The sequence below is a fragment of the Halotia branconii CENA392 genome (assembly GCF_029953635.1).
Lineage (GTDB): Bacteria > Cyanobacteriota > Cyanobacteriia > Cyanobacteriales > Nostocaceae > Halotia > Halotia branconii.
The window spans coordinates 5,818,817-5,838,082 of record NZ_CP124543.1 but is presented as its reverse complement, the minus strand read 5'-3'; the positions used below and the strand labels follow the sequence as shown (position 1 = coordinate 5,838,082).

5 protein-coding genes are annotated in these 19,266 nt (G+C 38.2%); 2 read left to right on the top strand and 3 right to left on the bottom strand.

Annotation, left to right across the window (positions count from 1 at the left end):
* Positions 1–317: 317 nt before the first annotated feature.
* Together QI031_RS25675 and QI031_RS25670 are read left to right on the top strand one after the other, a co-directional pair.
* On the top strand, positions 318–12,659 hold the full coding sequence (locus tag QI031_RS25675) for a non-ribosomal peptide synthetase (RefSeq protein ID WP_281482412.1): 12,342 nt from the start codon (positions 318–320) through the stop codon (positions 12,657–12,659).
* Between the two features lie 45 nt (positions 12,660–12,704).
* On the top strand, positions 12,705–14,714 hold the full coding sequence (locus tag QI031_RS25670; RefSeq protein ID WP_281482411.1) for an ABC transporter ATP-binding protein/permease: 2,010 nt from the start codon (positions 12,705–12,707) through the stop codon (positions 14,712–14,714).
* Positions 14,715–14,771: 57 nt separating this feature from the next.
* Here the strand turns inward: QI031_RS25670 and QI031_RS25665 are convergent, their stop codons facing one another.
* Genes QI031_RS25665 through QI031_RS25655 form a run of 3 tightly spaced genes read right to left on the bottom strand, consistent with a single transcriptional unit; the run spans position 14,772 to position 19,152 of the window.
* Positions 14,772–15,194: a hypothetical protein gene (locus QI031_RS25665; RefSeq protein ID WP_281482410.1), complete on the bottom strand. Its 423-nt coding sequence runs from the start codon at positions 15,192–15,194 to the stop codon at positions 14,772–14,774.
* 24 nt (positions 15,195–15,218) lie between these two features.
* Entirely contained in the window at positions 15,219–16,934 is a 1,716-nt protein-coding gene (locus QI031_RS25660) for a GUN4 domain-containing protein (RefSeq protein ID WP_281482409.1), read from the bottom strand.
* Positions 16,935–16,965: 31 nt separating this feature from the next.
* Complete coding sequence (locus QI031_RS25655) at positions 16,966–19,152, bottom strand: ABC transporter ATP-binding protein/permease (protein WP_281482408.1); 2,187 nt, start codon at positions 19,150–19,152, stop codon at positions 16,966–16,968.
* Between the last annotated feature and the right edge of the window lie 114 nt (positions 19,153–19,266).

The following is a 19,266-nucleotide window of genomic DNA, read 5'->3' as shown; positions in this document are numbered from 1 at the left end:
AAGATTTGGGGTGGATAAGATGGCCACCCCATAAGATGAATGATTGAAAGCAATTTCTGATAAGTCGTGAACAAAAAATTATTATGACGAACCGCAAAGTACACAAAGAAGAAAATAATAAATAACACAGAAAATATTTTTACGGACAGTTTAAGTCTACTGTATTTATTGAAATTATTATGACTTATGCAATAACTCTTTAAAGCATTTTTTACTTCGTGTTCTTTGTGTCTTTGTGGTTCGTTTTTAATTATTTTTTTATTCCTTAATGAACAGGTAAAGCAGAAGTTAGGTGAAGAGTTGGAGGTAATGTTTCTGTGAATATTGAGCAATTGGTAGCCGATCTAAATAAGCAAGGTGTAAAGTTGTGGGTTGATGGTGAGCAGTTACGTGTTAATGCTCCTAAGGGAATTTTAACAGCAGAAACTCGTGATTTACTGGCTAAAAATAAAGCAGAACTTATTTTACTACTACACAATAAAAATAAAATTAGTACTCACACAGATTCACCTTTAATTAAATGCGATCGCACTCAAAACTTACCTCTATCTTTTGCTCAAGAAAGACTGTGGTTATTGAACCAATTAGAACCAGATAACCCCTTTTATAACGAACAACTAGCTCTAAAACTTCACGGTCAGTTAAACATTACCGCACTAGAACAAAGCCTCAACCAAATTATCACTCGCCACGAAGCTTTACGCACCAACTTCCGCACCATCAACGACCAGCCAGTTCAGGTAATTGCTGACAACTTAACTTTAAATATATTAGTATTAGATTTAACAGATTTACCAGAGGGTGAAAGAGCGATCGCAACTCAGCAATTAGCTATAGAAGAAACGACCAAACCCTTTGACCTCGCTAATTCTCCTTTAATTCGAGTTTCTGTGCTGAAACTCACAGATATAGAAAATATATTGTTAATAACAATACACCACATCATTATTGATGGTTGGTCAATGGACTTGTTAATGCGAGAGTTAGCAACCATTTACTCAGCTATCTGTCATAATTCGTCTCCAGAGTTACCTGTATTACCAATTCAGTATGCTGATTTTGCTGTTTGGCAACGAAAATGGTTGCAAACAGAGGTACTGCAAAAACAGCTAAACTACTGGCAGCAACTACTTAAAAACGCTCCCACCTTATTAGAATTACCCACAGACAGACCCAGACCTGCAATTCAAACTTTCCAAGGCGCACTTAAATATGTACACCTTCCTCAGGATTTGAGCCAAGCTCTCGTTAATTTCAGCAGGCAACAGGGAGCTACTTTATACATGACCCTGTTTACAGCATTTGTCACCTTACTTTATCGCTATACAGGCTCAGATGATATTGTAGTGGGTACGCCGATCGCTAACCGCGATCGCATAGAAATTGAAAGGTTAATTGGCTATTTTGCCAATACCTTAGTTTTACGCACCGATTTATCAGGTAATCCCAGTTTTAAGCAGTTACTGCATCGAGTGCGCCAGTTGACACTAGAAGCTTACGCTCATCCAGACTTACCTTTTGAGGAGTTGGTTAAGGTTTTGCAGCCACAGCGCGACCTCAGCTATACACCACTGTTTCAGGTAATGTTTGTGCTTCAGAATGGAGTCACATCGCAAGCAGAATTAACTGGTTTAACTGTGAGTCCCTTAGCGACAGGCAGGACAACCGCCAAGTTTGACTTAACTTTATTAATGCAGAACACTAGCCAAGGACTAGTAGCTGTTTGGCAATACAATACTGATTTGTTTGATGCAACCACTATCGAACGGATGGCTGGTCATTTGCAAACCTTGCTGGAAGGGATTGTTACTAACCCACAGCAGCAAATTTCCCAATTACCTCTGCTGACAGAACCCGAACAACAAAAGTTACTCGTTGAGTGGAATCATACAAAAACCGATTATCCCCAAGATAAATGTATTCATCAATTATTTGAGGAACAGGTTCAGCATACACCTGATGCAGTTGCAGTAGAGTTTGGCAATCAAAAACTTACTTACCATGAATTGAACTGTCGTGCTAACCAGTTAGCTCATTATTTGCGTTCATTGGGTGTAAAACCTGATGTACTAGTGGGGTTGTGTGTCGAACGTTCCTTAGAAATGGTTGTGGGACTATTGGGGATTCTGAAAGCGGGTGGTGCATACTTACCAATTGACCCAGAATATCCCACTGAACGCCTGAGTTTTATGCTCAAAGATGCTCAAGTTTCAGTATTGCTAACTCAGCAGGCACTCATTAACAGACTACCCCAGTGTGAAAAGGCAGGGGGGCAGCACCTCGGCTTCGCTCGGCGACCGGGAGCAGGGGGCAGGGGGAAAGAGAGAGCCTTGAGTTATTCTGCCTCTTATCAAGCAAAGCTCGTTTGTTTAGATACTGACGCTGGACTAATTTCCCAATTCAGTAAAAACAATCTCATATCTGGCGTACAAGCAAATAACTTAGGTTATGTAATTTATACCTCTGGTTCTACAGGGAAACCCAAGGGAGTAGCAATGAATCAGCTTCCCCTTTGCAACCTGATTTTATGGCAACTGCAAAACACAACAATTTCTCATGGGGCAAAAACTCTGCAATTTGCGCCCATCAGCTTTGATGTCTCCTTTCAAGAAATCTTTTCTACTTGGTGTTCTGGCGGCACATTGCTGTTAATTACGGAAGAATTGCGCCGTGATGCTGTGGCTTTATTAGGTTTTCTGAAACAAAAAGCTGTTGAAAGGTTGTTTCTTGCCTTTGTCGCCTTACAGCAACTAGCGGAAGTAGCTGTTGATAGTGAAATATTTGCTAGTCATTTACGAGAAGTAATTACGGCTGGGGAACAGTTGCAGATTACTCCCGCAATTTCTCAATGGTTCAGCAAACTTGGTGATTGTACTCTGCACAATCATTATGGGCCATCGGAAAGCCATGTGGTTACTACTTTTACACTAACTAATCCCGTAGAAACTTGGCCGTTGCTTCCTCCGATTGGCAAACCGATTGCTAATACAGAAATTTATATATTAGATAAATATTTACAGCCCGTACCCGTCGGTGTACCAGGAGAGTTATATATTGGCGGTGTCTGTTTGGCTAGAGGCTACCTCAACTGTCCTGAATTGACACAAGAAAAATTTATTCCTCATCCTTTTGAAGAAGCAGAAGGTAGCACCTCGGCTTCGCTCGGTGACCGGAGGCAGGAGGCAGAAGGTAATAGATTATATAAAACTGGGGATTTGGCGCGTTATCTTCCAGATGGCAATATAGAATACTTAGGGCGTATTGATAATCAAGTAAAAATACGTGGTTTTCGCATTGAGTTAGGTGAAATTGAAGCCGCACTCAGTCAACATAGTGATATACAAGCTTGTTGCGTGATTCCACGTGAAGATACACCTGGTGATACTTGTACTGAGCAAAGTCGAAGTAAACGCTTAGTTGCTTATGCGATCGCAAATCAAGACTCTACACTTACAATTAGCGAACTACGGCTATATCTGAAAGCAAAACTCCCAGAATACATGATACCCAGTGCTTTTGTATTTCTGGATTCTCTACCACTTACACCTAGTGGTAAAGTAGACCGTCGTGCTTTACCCGCACCAGATTCATACAGTACCAGCACAGACAACTATATTGCACCGCGCAACCCAATCGAAGAACTGTTAGTACAAATTTGGTCGCAAGTTCTCAAAGTAGCGCAAGTAAGCATTACCGATAACTTCTTTGAATTAGGTGGACACTCGCTATTAGGAACGCAATTAGTTTCACGCATTCGCAGCATTTTTAAAGTAGAGTTACCATTGCGTGATTTGTTTGCTACAGCCACATTAGCAGAATTAGCTCATCAGATTGGACAATTACAGCAACAAAACAAAGAACTTTCTGAACCGCCCATTTTACCAAAAGTAAAAAATTCAGATTTACCACTGTCGTTTGCTCAACAACGTTTGTGGTTTTTAGACCAACTAGAACCGAATAGTGCTTTATACAACATTCCTATCGCTTTGCGTCTGCTAGGGAATCTCAATCAAGCAGCTTTAGAACAAAGCTTCATTGAAATAATTCATCGCCACGAAGCTTTACGTACCAACTTCATTACAGTTGATGGACAGCCAACACAAATAATTAGGGAACACTTCGACAAGCTCAGTGCATCGCAGGGAACATTATCAATAGTTGATTTCAAGGATTTATCTGCAACCCAACAGGAAGTAGCCACGCAGCAGTTAGCGCAGCAACAAGCTATTAAACCGTTTGACTTAGCTTCTGAAGCGTTAATTAGAGCAAAATTAGTAGTACTGAATGATACAGAACACATCTTGTTAGTTTGTATGCACCACGCTGTCAGTGATGGTTGGTCAATGGGTGTGTTTATTCAAGAACTAGCAGCACTATACAACGCTTATTCTCAAAATCAACCGTCACCATTAGCACCATTACCCATACAGTATGCAGATTTCGCTATTTGGCAGAGAAACTGGTTGCAAGGGAATGTACTGCAAAGTCAACTCTCGTATTGGGAACAGCAATTAGCAAATGCACCTGCTTTACTAGCTTTACCCACAGATAGACCAAGACCTGCGGAACAGACATTTACAGGCTCATATCAACAGTTTGCGCTGTCAGTTGAATTAACCAATAATTTAGTCAAACTGAGTCAGGAGCAAGGTTGTACTCTATTCATGACGCTGTTAGCGGCTTATGATACCTTGCTTTATCGCTATACAGGACAGTCTGATATTTTGGTAGGGACACCAATTGCTAACCGCGATCGCTTTGAACTAGAAGGGTTAATTGGCTTTTTTGTCAATACCTTAGTCATGCAAAGCAATTTAGCAGGTAATCCCAGCTTCAGCGAATTGCTGACTCGTGTTAGAGAAACAGCAATGGAAGCATACACTCATCAGAATTTGCCGTTTGAAATGCTGGTGGATGCTTTGCAGCCGGAAAGAGACCTCAGCTATACACCACTGTTTCAAGTGATGTTTGCTCTTCAGAATGCGCCGATGTCTGAGATAGAGTTGGCTGGTTTGACTGTGACTCCGTTGGCGGCAGAAAGTTCAACAGCGAAGTTTGATTTGAGTTTATCAATGCAGAACACTCCTAATGGAATGATAGGGGTGTGGGAATATAGCACCGATTTATTTGATGCCAGCACAATTAAACGCATGGCAGGGCATTTTGTAACATTGCTCGAAGGTATTGTTGCTAACCCAGAACAAAAGATTGCAAAATTACCATTGCTGACACAACCTGAGCAACATCAATTATTAGTTGAATGGAACAATACCCAAGCAGATTATCCATTAGATAAGTGCATCCATCAGTTATTTGAGGAACAAGTTGAGCGTACACCTGATGCTGTAGCTGTGGTGTTTGACAATCAACAACTGACTTACTACGAATTGAATACTCATGCTAATCAGTTAGCTCATTATTTGCGTTCATTGGGTGTAAAACCAGATACTTTAGTGGGTATTTGTGTAGAACGTTCTTTAGAAATGGTCATAGGACTTTTGGGGATTCTCAAAGCAGGTGCAGCATACTTACCACTTGATCCAGATTATCCTCAAGAGCGTTTGAGCTTTATGCTGCAAGATGCTCAGGTTTCTGTATTGTTGACTCAGCAGCATTTGAGCAAGAATTTACCTCAGCATCAAGCAAAATTTGTCTGTTTAGATACTAACTGGCATTTAATCGCTGAGTACAGCCAGGAAAATTGCATTACCAATGTACAAGCTAGTAACTTGGCTTATGTAATTTACACCTCTGGTTCTACAGGTCAGCCTAAAGGGGTGATGCTTACTCACCGCAACCTTTGCAACCATATGTTCTGGATGCAAGCAACATTCCCCCTAAATGAAACAGACAAGGTTTTACAAAAAACTCCCTTTAGCTTTGATGCTTCTGTTTGGGAATTTTACGCCCCTTTGTTAGTTGGCGGACAGTTGCTATTAGCTCAACCTGGAGGTCATGCTGATGGTGCTTACCTGTTAAATGTAATTGCTCAACAAAAAGTTACTACCGTTCAATTTGTTCCATCTTTATTACGAATCCTTTTAGAACAGGGAGGAATTGAAACTTGCGATTCTCTCAAACAAGTCTTTTGTGGTGGTGAAGTTTTACCAGTTGCTTTGCAAGAGGATTTATTAAGCAAGCTGAATGTGAATTTATACAATCTCTACGGGCCGACAGAAGCTTGTATTGACTCAACTTTCTGGACTTGTCAACGTGGTAGTGACAGACAAGTTGTACCTATTGGTCGTGCGATCGCTAACGCGCAGGTTTATATTTTAGATGAATATCTCCAACCTGTACCTGTGGGTGTGCCAGGAGAACTGCACATTGGCGGTGCTGGGTTGGCGCGAGGCTATCTTAATCGTCCAGAGTTGACGAAAGCAAAATTCATTCCTAATCCGTTTGAGAAGGCAGAAGGCAGTGGTTCGACTGCGCTCACCAACCAGAGGCAGGAGGCAGAAGGTAGTAGATTATATAAAACTGGCGATTTAGCGCGTTATTTAACAGATGGGACTATTGAATACCTGGGACGCATCGATAATCAGGTAAAAATTCGCGGCTTCCGCATCGAATTGGGAGAAATTGAAGAATTACTCAACCAACATGAGGATGTACAAGCTGCTTGTGTTATTGCTCGTGAAGATAACCCAGGTGAAACTTGTACTGAGAGACTTGTGCCGAGCGGAGCCGAGGTAAGTCGAAGTAAACGCTTGGTTGCTTACGTGGTAGGAAATCCACAGCATCCACCGACAATTAATCAGTTGCGATCGCTCCTTTCTAGTCAATTGCCACAATACATGATTCCTCATGCTTTTGTGCTGCTAGAATCTTTACCTTTAACTCCTAATGGTAAAGTTGACCGTCGCGCTTTACCAGCACCAGACACCCGTGAGGGATTGGAAGCCAGTTTTGTTGCTCCACGTAACCAAATTGAGGAAACATTAGCGCAGATTTGGTCAGAAGTTCTCAGAGTCGAGCCAGTCGGTATTCATGATAACTTCTTTGAACTCGGCGGAGATTCTATTCTCAGTATTCAAATTCTGGCGAAAGCCAAGCAAGCGGGTTTACAACTGAGTCTGAAACAACTATTTGCCAATCAAGCGATCGCGCAATTGGCAGCAGTAGCAGGTACAATTAAAGCTGTTGAGGCTGAACAAGATTTAGTCACCGGAACATTACCGCTAACGCCGATTCAACATTGGTTTTTTGAGCAAAATTTCTCCAATCCCCACCACTTTAATCAAACATTTTTGCTCTCAGTTCCCTCTGACACCAAGCCAGATTTGTTAAAGCAAGCATTACAGCAATTGCTCGGACATCACGATGCTTTGCGCTTACGATTTATACAATCTGACTCGACTTGGCAGCAAACTTATTCCCAACCAGATCGTAATATTGCATTCTCTGAATTAGACTTATCTACACTTTCTGAAAGTGAACAAAAAGTAGCTATTGAAGCTCAATCAAATTCTTTACAAGCTAGTTTACATTTATCAGAAAATTTAGTCCAAGTTGGCTTTTTCTATCTGGGTATTAATCAAAGGGCGCGATTAATAATAGTTATCCATCACTTAATAATTGATGGTGTTTCTTGGCGAATTTTATTAGAAGATTTACAAACAGCTTATCAACAACTTGCTGAATGTCAAAAAATTGCGCTTCCTGCTAAAACCAGTTCTTTTAAAGATTGGTCTGAAAAATTAACAGAATATGCTCAGTCAAAAACTCTTAAATCTGAAGTAAATTATTGGCTCAATGACTCTCGCGCCGCAGTTCCTTCTATCCCAGTTGACTTTACATCAGAAGCGAATACAGTTGCATCTGCTGATACAGTATTAGTCTGCTTAACTGAGGAAGAAACTCGTGCTTTATTGCAAGATGTGCCGAAAGCTTATAACACTCAAATTAACGATGTCCTATTAACTGCTTTGGCGTTGGTTTTGAGCAAATGGACGAATTTTAGCTCTGTGCTGTTCAATTTAGAAGGTCATGGGCGGGAAGATATTGTTGATGGTGTAGATTTATCGCGTACTGTCGGATGGTTTACAACCATTTTTCCTGTACTTTTGGAACTGGGAGCAACAGAAAATCTCGCAGATGCTTTAAAATCTGTTAAGGAACAACTGCGAGCGATTCCCAATAAAGGAATTGGCTATGGTTTATTGCGTTATTTGAGCCAAAATACAGAAATTGCGGCTCAATTAGAAGCGTTACCACCAGCGCAAATCAGCTTCAATTATTTAGGACAATTCGATCAACTCCTGAATACAGATGCTTGGATACAACCAGCTAGTGAGTCTGCGGGGTATAACCAAAGTTTGCAAAGCGATCGCCCTCATCTTTTGGATATCAACAGCATTATCATTGAAGAAAGTCTGCAAATAAATTGGACTTATAGCAAAAATCTTCACCAGCACCAGACAATTGAGAATTTAGCACAAGAATTTTTCAACACATTACAGAAGTTAATTGCTCATTGTTTAGCATCAGAAAATGGCGGTTATACACCCTCCGATTTTCCGTTAATTAAGCTCAATCAACAAGAATTAGACCAACTTTTAGGCAGCTTACAAGCCCAAAATAACTGGCGTAATATTGAGGATATTTATCCGCTTTCTCCGATGCAACAGGGTATGCTGTTCGAGAGTTTATATGCTCCAGATTCCGGAGTATATTTTGAACAGTTAAATTGTTCTCTATCAGGAAAAATAGATGCGATCGCCTTTGAGAAAGCTTGGCAGCAAATTGTAGCCAAACATTCAATTTTCCGGACTGCTTTTGTTTGGAAAAATGAGCAAAAACCATTACAAGTAGTTTATTACCAGCTAAAAGTTACTGTTAAAATCCATGATTGGCAAGATTTATCTCCACAACAACAGCAACAAGAAGTAGAGCTTTTCTTGCAGTCACAGCAACAAAAAGGCTTGTCATTATCTCAAGCACCATTAATGCGCCTGAATTTAATTAAGTTGGGTGCTGAGAAATATCAATTTATTTGGAGTTCTCATCATATATTACTCGATGGCTGGTCATTACCTTTAGTTTTCCAAGATTTATTAAAGTTCTATCAAGCAATTTCTCAAGGAGAAAGTTTATCTGAGCAATCAACTAGAAACTACCGTGACTATATTGCTTGGCTACAGCAACAAGACTTAACTTTAGCTGAGGAATTTTGGCGAGAAAAACTCAAAGGTTTTACCGCACCTACGCCTTTGACGGTAGATAAACCATTATCAAACCGCAAGCAACAAAAATCTAGCTACAGCGAACAGCAAATTCAACTCCCAGCACAAGTAACAGCAGCCCTACAAACTTTTGCTAGACAGCATCAATTAACTTTAAATAATTTGGTACAAGCTACTTGGGCAATGTTGCTTTGTCGCTACAGTCGAGAAACAGATGTAGTTTTTGGTGCAACTGTTTCCGGTCGTCCACCTGCGCTGACTGGTGTAGAGTCAATGGTGGGATTATTTATTAACACCTTGCCAGTGCGAGTTCAAGTTTCACCAGAAACTCAAGTGCTGGATTTGTTGAAAGACTTACAGACACAACAAATTGAATCTGAGCAATTCTCCTATAGTTCATTAGTAGAAATTCAAGGTTGGAGTGAAGTACCTAGAGGAAAATCTTTGTTTGAGAGTATTGTTGTCTTTGAGAATTATCCTGTTGATGCTGCATCTGCGACGCAATTAGCAAATCACGGTTTCTCAATAGATAATATTCACGCTGTTGAACAAACCAATTATCCTTTGACTGTAGTTGCTATCCCTCGTGAGCAATTCTTAGTAAAAATTAGCTATGACACTGGCAGATTTGATGATGCAACAATTACCCAAATGTTGGGACATTTTCAAATATTGCTAGCAGGAATTGTCAGCAATCCAGAAGAGAGGATTTGGCAATTACCATTGCTAACACAGCCTGAACAACAACAGTTATTAACTCAATGGAATGATACTCAAGCGAATTATCCCTCGGATAAATGCATTCATCAATTGTTTGAAGAGCAAGTTCAACGTACACCCGATGCTGTAGCAGTTGTATATGAACAGCAAAAACTGACATACCATCAATTAAATACTCGCGCTAACCAATTAGCACATCACCTCAAAACATTGGGTGTAAGTGCAGATACTTTAGTGGGTTTGTGTGTAGAACGCTCATTAGAAATGATAGTCGGACTACTAGGCATACTTAAAGCAGGTGGAGCTTATGTGCCATTAGATCCAGACTATCCGGCTGACCGTTTAGCATATATGCTAAATGATTCACAAATACCAGTTTTATTAACACAAGAAAAATTACTCAACACCCTACCAGAACATAACGCCAAAGTAGTTTGTTTAGATAAAGACTGGCAAAATATTTCTCATCAAAGTAGTAAAAATATTATTAACAACTGCACAATAGAAAATCTAGCCTACATCATCTACACATCAGGTTCAACAGGGAACCCCAAAGGTACATTAGTCAACCACTACAATGTCGTGCGGTTATTTGCTGCTACAGATGCTTGGTATCACTTCAATCAAGACGATGTGTGGACAATGTTCCATTCCTACGCCTTTGATTTCTCTGTGTGGGAAATATGGGGAGCATTATTATATGGTGGAAGATTGGTAATAGTTCCTTATTTAATTACTCGTTCTCCAGAATCTTTCTATGAGTTATTGTGTCAAGAAAAAGTCACAATTCTCAATCAGACACCCTCAGCATTCCGTCAATTAATTCAAGCGGAAAACTCAGGAATAACAACCGGAGAATTAAACTTACGCCTAGTCATATTTGGTGGAGAAGCCTTAGAAATTCAGAGTTTACAACCTTGGTTTGAGCGACATGGAGACATCAAACCGCAATTAGTGAATATGTACGGAATTACAGAAACTACTGTACACGTTACCTATCGTCCCTTGAGTAAAGCCGATTTACATAGTACAGCCAGCGTTATCGGTCGTCCCATACCCGACTTACAGGTGTATGTGCTGGATGAATATCTTCAACCAGTCCCTCTAGGCGTTCCCGGTGAAATGTATGTCGGTGGTGCTGGGGTGACAACAGGTTATTTAAATCGTTTTGATCTGACAGCACAAAAATTTATTTTAAATCCCTTTAACCACAACTCAAAACTATATAGAACAGGGGATTTAGCGCGTTATTTACCCAATAGCGAGTTAGAATATTTAGGACGCATAGACCATCAAGTTAAAATTCGTGGTTTCCGGATTGAGTTAGGAGAAATTGAGGCGTTATTAGCATCTCATCCTGATATTTGGGAAACTGTGGTATTGGTGCGCGAGGATGAACCAGGGGATACTTGTACTGAGCGTTCGCGTAGCGTCTCGCAGAGAAGTCGAAGTAAACGTTTAGTTGCTTACGTAGTAACTAAAGAACAATCTCCCACCGCTACAGAACTACGCCAATACCTCAAAGCAAAACTACCAGAATACATGGTTCCCAGTGCTTTTGTGATGCTAGAGTCTTTACCCCTCACCTCTAACGGTAAGATAGACCGCAAAACCTTACCCGCACCTTTTCAAAACAGTAATTCAGACAGATTTGTTGCACCTCGTAACCAATTAGAACTGCAACTAACACAAATTTGGTCACAGATTTTAAAAGTTGAGGAAGTAGGAGTAAAAGATAGCTTTTTTGACCTTGGCGGACATTCTCTGTTAGCTCCCTATTTAAGCGCCAGAATAAAACAACAGTTTAGTAAAGATATTTCTATAGCCACCCTCTTCCAAAACCCAACTATTGAACAGCAAGCGACAATTTTACAGCAAGATTCAGATAGTGCAAATTGTTCTTGTTTAGTTGCAATTCAACCAGATGGTTCTAAACCACCTTTGTTTTGTTTACCTGGTGCTGGTGGAACGCCTTTTTACTTGTCTAACTTGGCGCGTTGTTTAGGACAAGACCAGCCATTTTACAGCTTTCAAGCAAATAACCTTTCTGGAGAATTAGAAGCAATTACCCAAGTTGAAGATATAGCCGTCAATTACATTCAAGAACTCTTAGCTATTCAACCGCAGGGGCCATATTTTTTGGCAGGACATTCTTTTGGCGGTAAAGTAGCTTTTGAAATGGCGCAACAGTTGATTTCCAAAGGTCATGAAGTAGCTTTAGTTGCCATTATTGATAGTAAAGCACCGTTTGAGCAGGAAAACCTCATAGGTCATGACTGGGATAATGCTAAATGGTTAGTAGAATTTGCTCGTGCAACAGAATTAGTTTTTGCAAAAAACTTGGATATTGCTGACGATATTCTGCGATCTTTAGTTTGGGAGGAGCAACTGAAATACGTTCTACAGCGTTTAAAAATGGTTGATATTCTACCTCCCGATGCTGAAATTACGCAGCTAAATAATATGGTGCAAATTCTCAAAGCTAACTCTCTAGTTAATTATGTACCACAACGGTTTTATGCCACCCACATTACTTTGTTACGTGCTAATGAAGGTGCGGTTGAAAAACCTGATAGTGAATTACATTCTCAGATTTTGCAAGATTCAACCTGGGGTTGGAGCAAATTTTCTACTAAACCCGTAAATCTCCATTTTATTCCCGGTAATCATATTACGATGATGAATCCACCCCATGTCCAAGCTTTAGCTGAATGCTTGAAAGTTTGCATAAAGCAAGCACAAACAAATATCTAAAGACAAACATACTGATTAAGTAAAATCTCAGATTATTTCGAGCAAATGACAACCCAAGTAATTCAAAATCAAACTTTAAAGAAAGATACTTCTGCTTTTACTCAATTTTGGGATGATGTAAAACTAATTGCAGGCCCTTATTGGTATCCAACTAAGGCAGGTGAGAGAGCATTTTCAGACGTAATTCGTGCGTGGGGAATGCTCTTTTTGTTAATATTCTTAATCATTGCCCTTGTATCTACAACTGTTTTTAATAGCTTCGTTAATCGCTATTTGCTCGATACTATCATCATAGATAAAGACCTTTCTAAGTTTTTTGATACTTTATGGCTTTATGGTTTCACTCTTGTATTGGTAACACTCTTGGTAGGGTTTTCTAAATTTGTCAGAAAACAAATTGCCCTTGATTGGTATCAATGGCTAAATAACCAGATATTATCAAAATATTTAAGTAGCCGGGCTTATTATAAAATCAACTTCAAATCTGATGTAGACAACCCAGATCAGCGTCTTTCACAAGAAATTGAACCGATTGCCAGCAATGCTCTGAGTTTTTCAGCTACTTTGCTAGAAAAAGTACTGGAAATGACAGCTTTTTTAATCATTCTTTGGTCAATTTCTCAGCAAGTTGCTGTGATTTTAGTGTTTTATACGGTAATAGGTAATTTGATTGCCGTTTACTTAAATCAAGAATTAAATAAAATTAATCAAGAAGAACTAGAATCAAAAGCTGACTACAGTTATTCACTAACTCATGTACGCGATCACGCAGAATCAATAGCTTTCTTTCAAGGAGAAAATCAAGAATTAAACATTATCCAAAAAAGATTTTTGCTTTTGATTAAAAATGCAAAAAGTAAAATTGATTGGGAGAGAAATAAAGATATTTTCAGCAGAGGCTATCAAGCGGCGATCCAAATATTTCCATTTATAGTATTTGGCCCTTTAGATATTAAAGGTGAAATTGAATTTGGCGAAATTAGCCAAGCTGCTTTAGCTTGTAGTTTATTTGCAACTGCGCTAGGAGAATTAATTAATGAATTTGGAACTTCCGGTAAATTTTCCAGTTATGTTGAGCGTTTATCTGAATTTTCAGATGCTTTAGAAGCAGTCAATAAACAGCCTGAAAATGTTAGTACGATTAAAACAATAGAAGAAAAGCGCCTAGCTTTTGAAAATGTCACCTTACAAACTCCTAATTATGAGCAGGTAATTGTTGAAGAATTATCTTTATCTGTTCAGCTGGGAGAGGGTTTATTAATAGTCGGCCCCAGTGGTCGAGGGAAGAGTTCTTTGTTGAGAGCGATCGCAGGGTTATGGAACGCCGGAACCGGTCGTCTAGTCAGACCTCCCTTAGAAGAAGTGTTATTTTTACCCCAACGACCTTACATCATTTTAGGTACTTTGCGCGAACAATTACTCTATCCGCATACAGACCGGAAAATGAGCGATCGCGAACTCAAGGAAATTTTGCAACAAGTTAATCTCCAAAACCTATTAAATCGAGTCGAGGGTTTTGATACGGAAGTCCCTTGGGAAAATATTCTCTCCTTAGGAGAACAACAACGTCTTGCATTTGCACGTTTAATAGTTACTCAACCTAGTTTCACTATCTTAGATGAAGCCACTAGTGCTTTAGATTTGAATAACGAAGCCCATTTATATCAACAATTACAAGAAACAAACACAACATTTATCAGCGTGGGACATCGAGAAAGTCTGTTTAATTATCATCAATGGGTGCTGGAATTATCACAAGATTCTAGTTGGCAACTTTTGACGGTAGAGAATTACCAACGCCAAAAATTAAATCCAATTGTTACTAGCCCTCCTGAACAAACTGCACCCAATCATGAATCTCCCAGCCAACCAGAAGCATCAACAGAAATAGATACAATTGAAGGGCTATCTCACCAAGAGATGCAGAAATTAACAAACTATTCACTCGGTACTGTGAGAAGTAAAGGCAGCAAAGGGCAAACGATTACTACCAAAGAAGGCTCTACCTACCGCTATAATAAAGACTCAAAAGTATTAAGGTGGATGAAAGTTTAGCTAATAAAATTTGGTAGAAAAACAGATCCAAATACTGAAGGTGCATTTTTGCTTATATCAATGCATCTTCATAATGATTTTTGTCCCTATAACTAATTCCTCTTTATCTCTAATCAGGAATTGAGAATCATTAATTCTCATGACCTCAAAAATTTCTGGCATAAACACAGAATTGATAGTAGCTAAAATATCGGCGAGAGAAATTTTTAAAGCTAGTGGGATTCTAAAGTTAAAAAATGATTTAGGCATATTTCTAACATTTAAATATAATTTTTTTTGACTTACGTACCATACACCAGTAAATTTATTTCCGGTGATCAGTTCTTTAGTCCTAGATAACAGCAATGTTTGCACCTTAGTTTGTTCATAAGTCATATCATCTTTAAATTCGATAGTGATTCTTTCTGAGGAAGTATTAAACCGCCATTTTCCTAGAAGTAAAATTTCTATATCTACATCAGAATGTTTGCTATTATCCATATCTATCCTTGAATGAATTTTATTCTACTTTTTTCTATTATTAATAGATGTGCAATTGACACATAATCCAGTTGCTTGACAAGTTTTGACGCGAGAGAAAAATAAGTGCATTTGCCAAATTAACCAAGACTTGACTCGCCAAGCCGCCATTGAAAGGTGTGCTGTAGATTTTGCGGATAATTCAACAATATTTTGGTCATAATGTAACCATTTGGCTGGTAGGTGTCCCATTGGTGTCATTGGGGATAATTCAAACGTTAGTTGCTCATAATTTAACCAGTTTCCCTGTTTACGCCAGCCCAGGCGATCGCCTAATCTTTTTTCTGTTTCATAGTCAACTTGACCGCCCATTTCGCTCCAGATAGTTTGTTGAATACTGAAGCCAAAATAACCGTAACTATAATGTTCCCACAGTTGATCAATGATGTGAATATCGTGACAAGGAAAGTTATCAATATCTGCTTGATAAACTTCATGCCAATAGTTCTTTTTTAGCACTGTCAACATCAATTTACTGGTTTCAATATCAGCCCGTTTCCATTGATTTTGTGCCAGGAGATTCTGCAATTGGCTATAGTCAATATCTTGATTAACAAGAAACTCTTTTGTGAAGGTAAAATTATTATTAGCCAGTCCCATCAAACCTGTTTTTTCAGTAGCAGCTAGAGACTCTGTAGAGATACAATTTACTGCTGCTGTACCAAGTAACTTTCTTTGCTCCGTAAACTGCTGGCAGAGATAATTTGATATTATATCAATACCCTGTTCTAACAAAAAACCATTTTCATTCAAATCAAAATTATCGATTTGTAAATTTAATAATTGAGATTTAATCAAGGCATCTTTTAATCTAGCTTTTTTCTCATAGCCTGTTACCATAAAATCGAGAAAAGTATCGGAAATTGCCCCATCTGCTTCAAAGTTAAATAAATTTGATTGATAGTTTAAAATCTGATCACCGAGATTTTTGATATCCTCGACGGTTGTGTAAAAATATTCATCTACTTTCACAACTTCATCGATTAAAGATTGAAAAGGATTAAAGTATGCTTGTAAAGAATCCTCAAAATTGACAGCACCATGAGCAATTTTAGCAATTTCTTGACGAACCTTACGAGCTTTACTTTGATATTCGTAAATTTCTTGATAGACTTTTAAATCTTTGATTATTTTTTCAACTAAGTCTTTTTGTTTTTGGGTATCTTCTGCGAGTTTGATAATTCCTTCACTAATTAAGCTGATTTTCTCTAAAATTAAAAAATAAGCGTTGCTTAATATTAAAGCAGCTTTCAAGTTTTCTTGCTTTTCTCTTGTTAGTTCATCTAATATTTGCGGATGCTGATGATTTTTTAGCTCTAATCTACTTCTTTCATCTTCTAAATGTTTAATTTCTAGATATTTTTGCTGAAATATTTCTTTTAAATCTACCGTCAGATTTAATAAAAAATTATGATAATTACTCTTATATTTTTCCAAAAACTCAATAACATAAATATAATCATTAATAAATAATTGAATCTCATTCAGGATTTCTCCCTGATTAATTGCTTTTTTTCGCTTAATTATGCCAGCAAATTTGTACTCATAACGAACACCTTCCTTAATTACTTTTTGACGTTCTTGAATTTTCTTTTGAACTATTTTTACCGCTTTATTTTTGATAACTGGTACTTGGTAATTTCGTTCATAAATTGCAATATTTTCATGAGTAATTAGTTGTCTTGGCTGTCTTGTTAGCATAACCTTGATTGGTAACAAATATAAATTTTGGTTAAGTTATTACCCATTTCAACACCTTGGGATTTTTGTCATAGCGGTAGGTAAAACTATCCTTAGCAGTAATAGATTGACCTTTACTGGCTTTACTTCTTACAGTACCCAATGAATAATTTGTTAATCTCTGCATCTCATGGTGAGACAGCCCTTCAATTGTATCTATTTCTGTTGCTGTTTCCGGTTGGCTAGGAGATTCATCATTGGATGAAAAATCTATGGTTATTTCTTCAGTTTGAGGAGGATTAATTGTAGTTTCCGGTTGGCTGGGAGCTTCATCATTGGGCGAAGAATCTATAGTTATTTCTCCAATTTGAGGAGGATTAATTGTAGTTTCCGGTTGGCTGGGAGCTTGATTATTAGGTGAAATATCAATTGTGATTGCTGAACTATCGGATGAATCATTTACAATTTCTTTCGCTTTTTGCAGACGATAATCTTGTACAGTTACAAGTTGCCAACTAGAATCTTGTGATAATTCCAAAACCCATTGATGATAATTAAACAGGCTTTCTCGATGTCCCACACTGATAAATGTTGTGTTTGTCTCTTGTAATTGTTGATATAAATGGGCTTCGTTATTCAAATCTAAAGCACTGGTGGCTTCATCTAAAATAGTGAAGCTAGGTTGAGTAACTATTAAACGTGCAAATGCAAGACGTTGTTGTTCTCCCAAGGAGAGAATATTTTCCCAAGGTACTTCCGTATCAAAACCATCTATGCGACTTAATAAGTTTTGCAGATTAACTTGTTTTAAAACTGCTTCGAGTTCGCGATCGCTCATTTTCCGGTCTGTATGCGGATAGAGTAATTGTTCGCGCAAAGTGCCTAAGATGATGTAAGGTCGTTGGGGTAAAAATAACACTTCTTCGAGAGCAGGACGTACCAAGCGACCGGTTCCGGCGTTCCATAAACCTGCGATCGCTCTTAACAAAGAACTCTTCCCTCGACCACTGGGGCCGACTATTAATAAACCCTCTCCCGGCTGAACAGATAAAGATAATTCTTCAACAATTACCTGTTCATAATTAGGTGTTTGTAACGTGAAATTTTCAAAAGCCAGTCGCTTTTCTTCTATTGTCTGAATCGTACTGACATTTTCTGGTACTTTATTAATAGCTTCTAACGCATCAGATAGTTCAACTAAACGTTCTACGTAACTAGAAAAGCGTCCAGAAGTGGCAAATTCTCTAATTAATTCTGCCATTGCATTAGCAAAGAGATTACAAGCTAAACTAGCTTGAGCGATTTCGCCAAAATCAATTTGACCATTAATTTGTAAAGGGCCAAATACTATAAAGGGAAATATTTGGATAATAGCTTGATATCCTCTATTAAAAATATCTTGGCTTCTTTCCCAATTAATTCTACTTTTAGCATTTTGCACAATTTTATGAAATCGGCGCTGAATGATATTTAATTCTTTGTCTTCTCCCTGGAAAAATGCTATTGATTCAGCATGATTGCGAACATGAGTGAGGCTATAAGTATAGTCTCCTGTAAATTCGAGTTCTTCTTGTTTAATATTATTTAATTCTTGAGCTAAATAAACAGCAATTAAATTGCCAATTACGGTATAAGCCACTAATGCAATTGCAACCCATTGGGAAAGAGTCCAGAGAATTATGACAAAAGTTGTCATCTCCAAAACTTTTTCTAGGAATGTAGCTGAAAACGAGAGGGCATTTTTGGTTAGAGGTTCAATTTCTTGAGATATTTGTTGATCGGGATTGGCAACCTCAGATTTAAAATTGATTTTATAATAAGCACGATTGCTTAAATATTTAGATAAAATATGATTATTTAACCATTGATACCAATCAAGGGCAATTTGTTTTCTGACATATTTAGACAATCCAACCAAGAGTGTTACTAAAACTAGAGCAGCACCATAAACTAATAAAGTATCTGTAAATTTTTTTAAATCTTTTTCTTCAGTAATCACATCAAGTAAATAGCGGCTAACGAAGCTATTAAAAGCAGTTACGCCTACCAGTGCGACAATTAATAATATTAGTAGAATCAGCATTCCCCATGTCTTAATGACATCAGCAAATGGTCTACCGTTTGCTGATGTAGGATACCAATAAAGCCCAAATATTGCTTTAATATTTTGCCAAAATTGGTTAGCAGATGGAGCAGCGTCATGTTTTGATGATTTACCAAGATAAGTAGTAGCTTGCATCTGTTGAATAATTATTTTAGTCTCTTGAGGCTAATTACTTGTCAAACTTCAAAACTCAGGAGGAAAAACCAGAATTGAGCAGCAATCTAATAATGCGTCAATATTTTCCTAAGT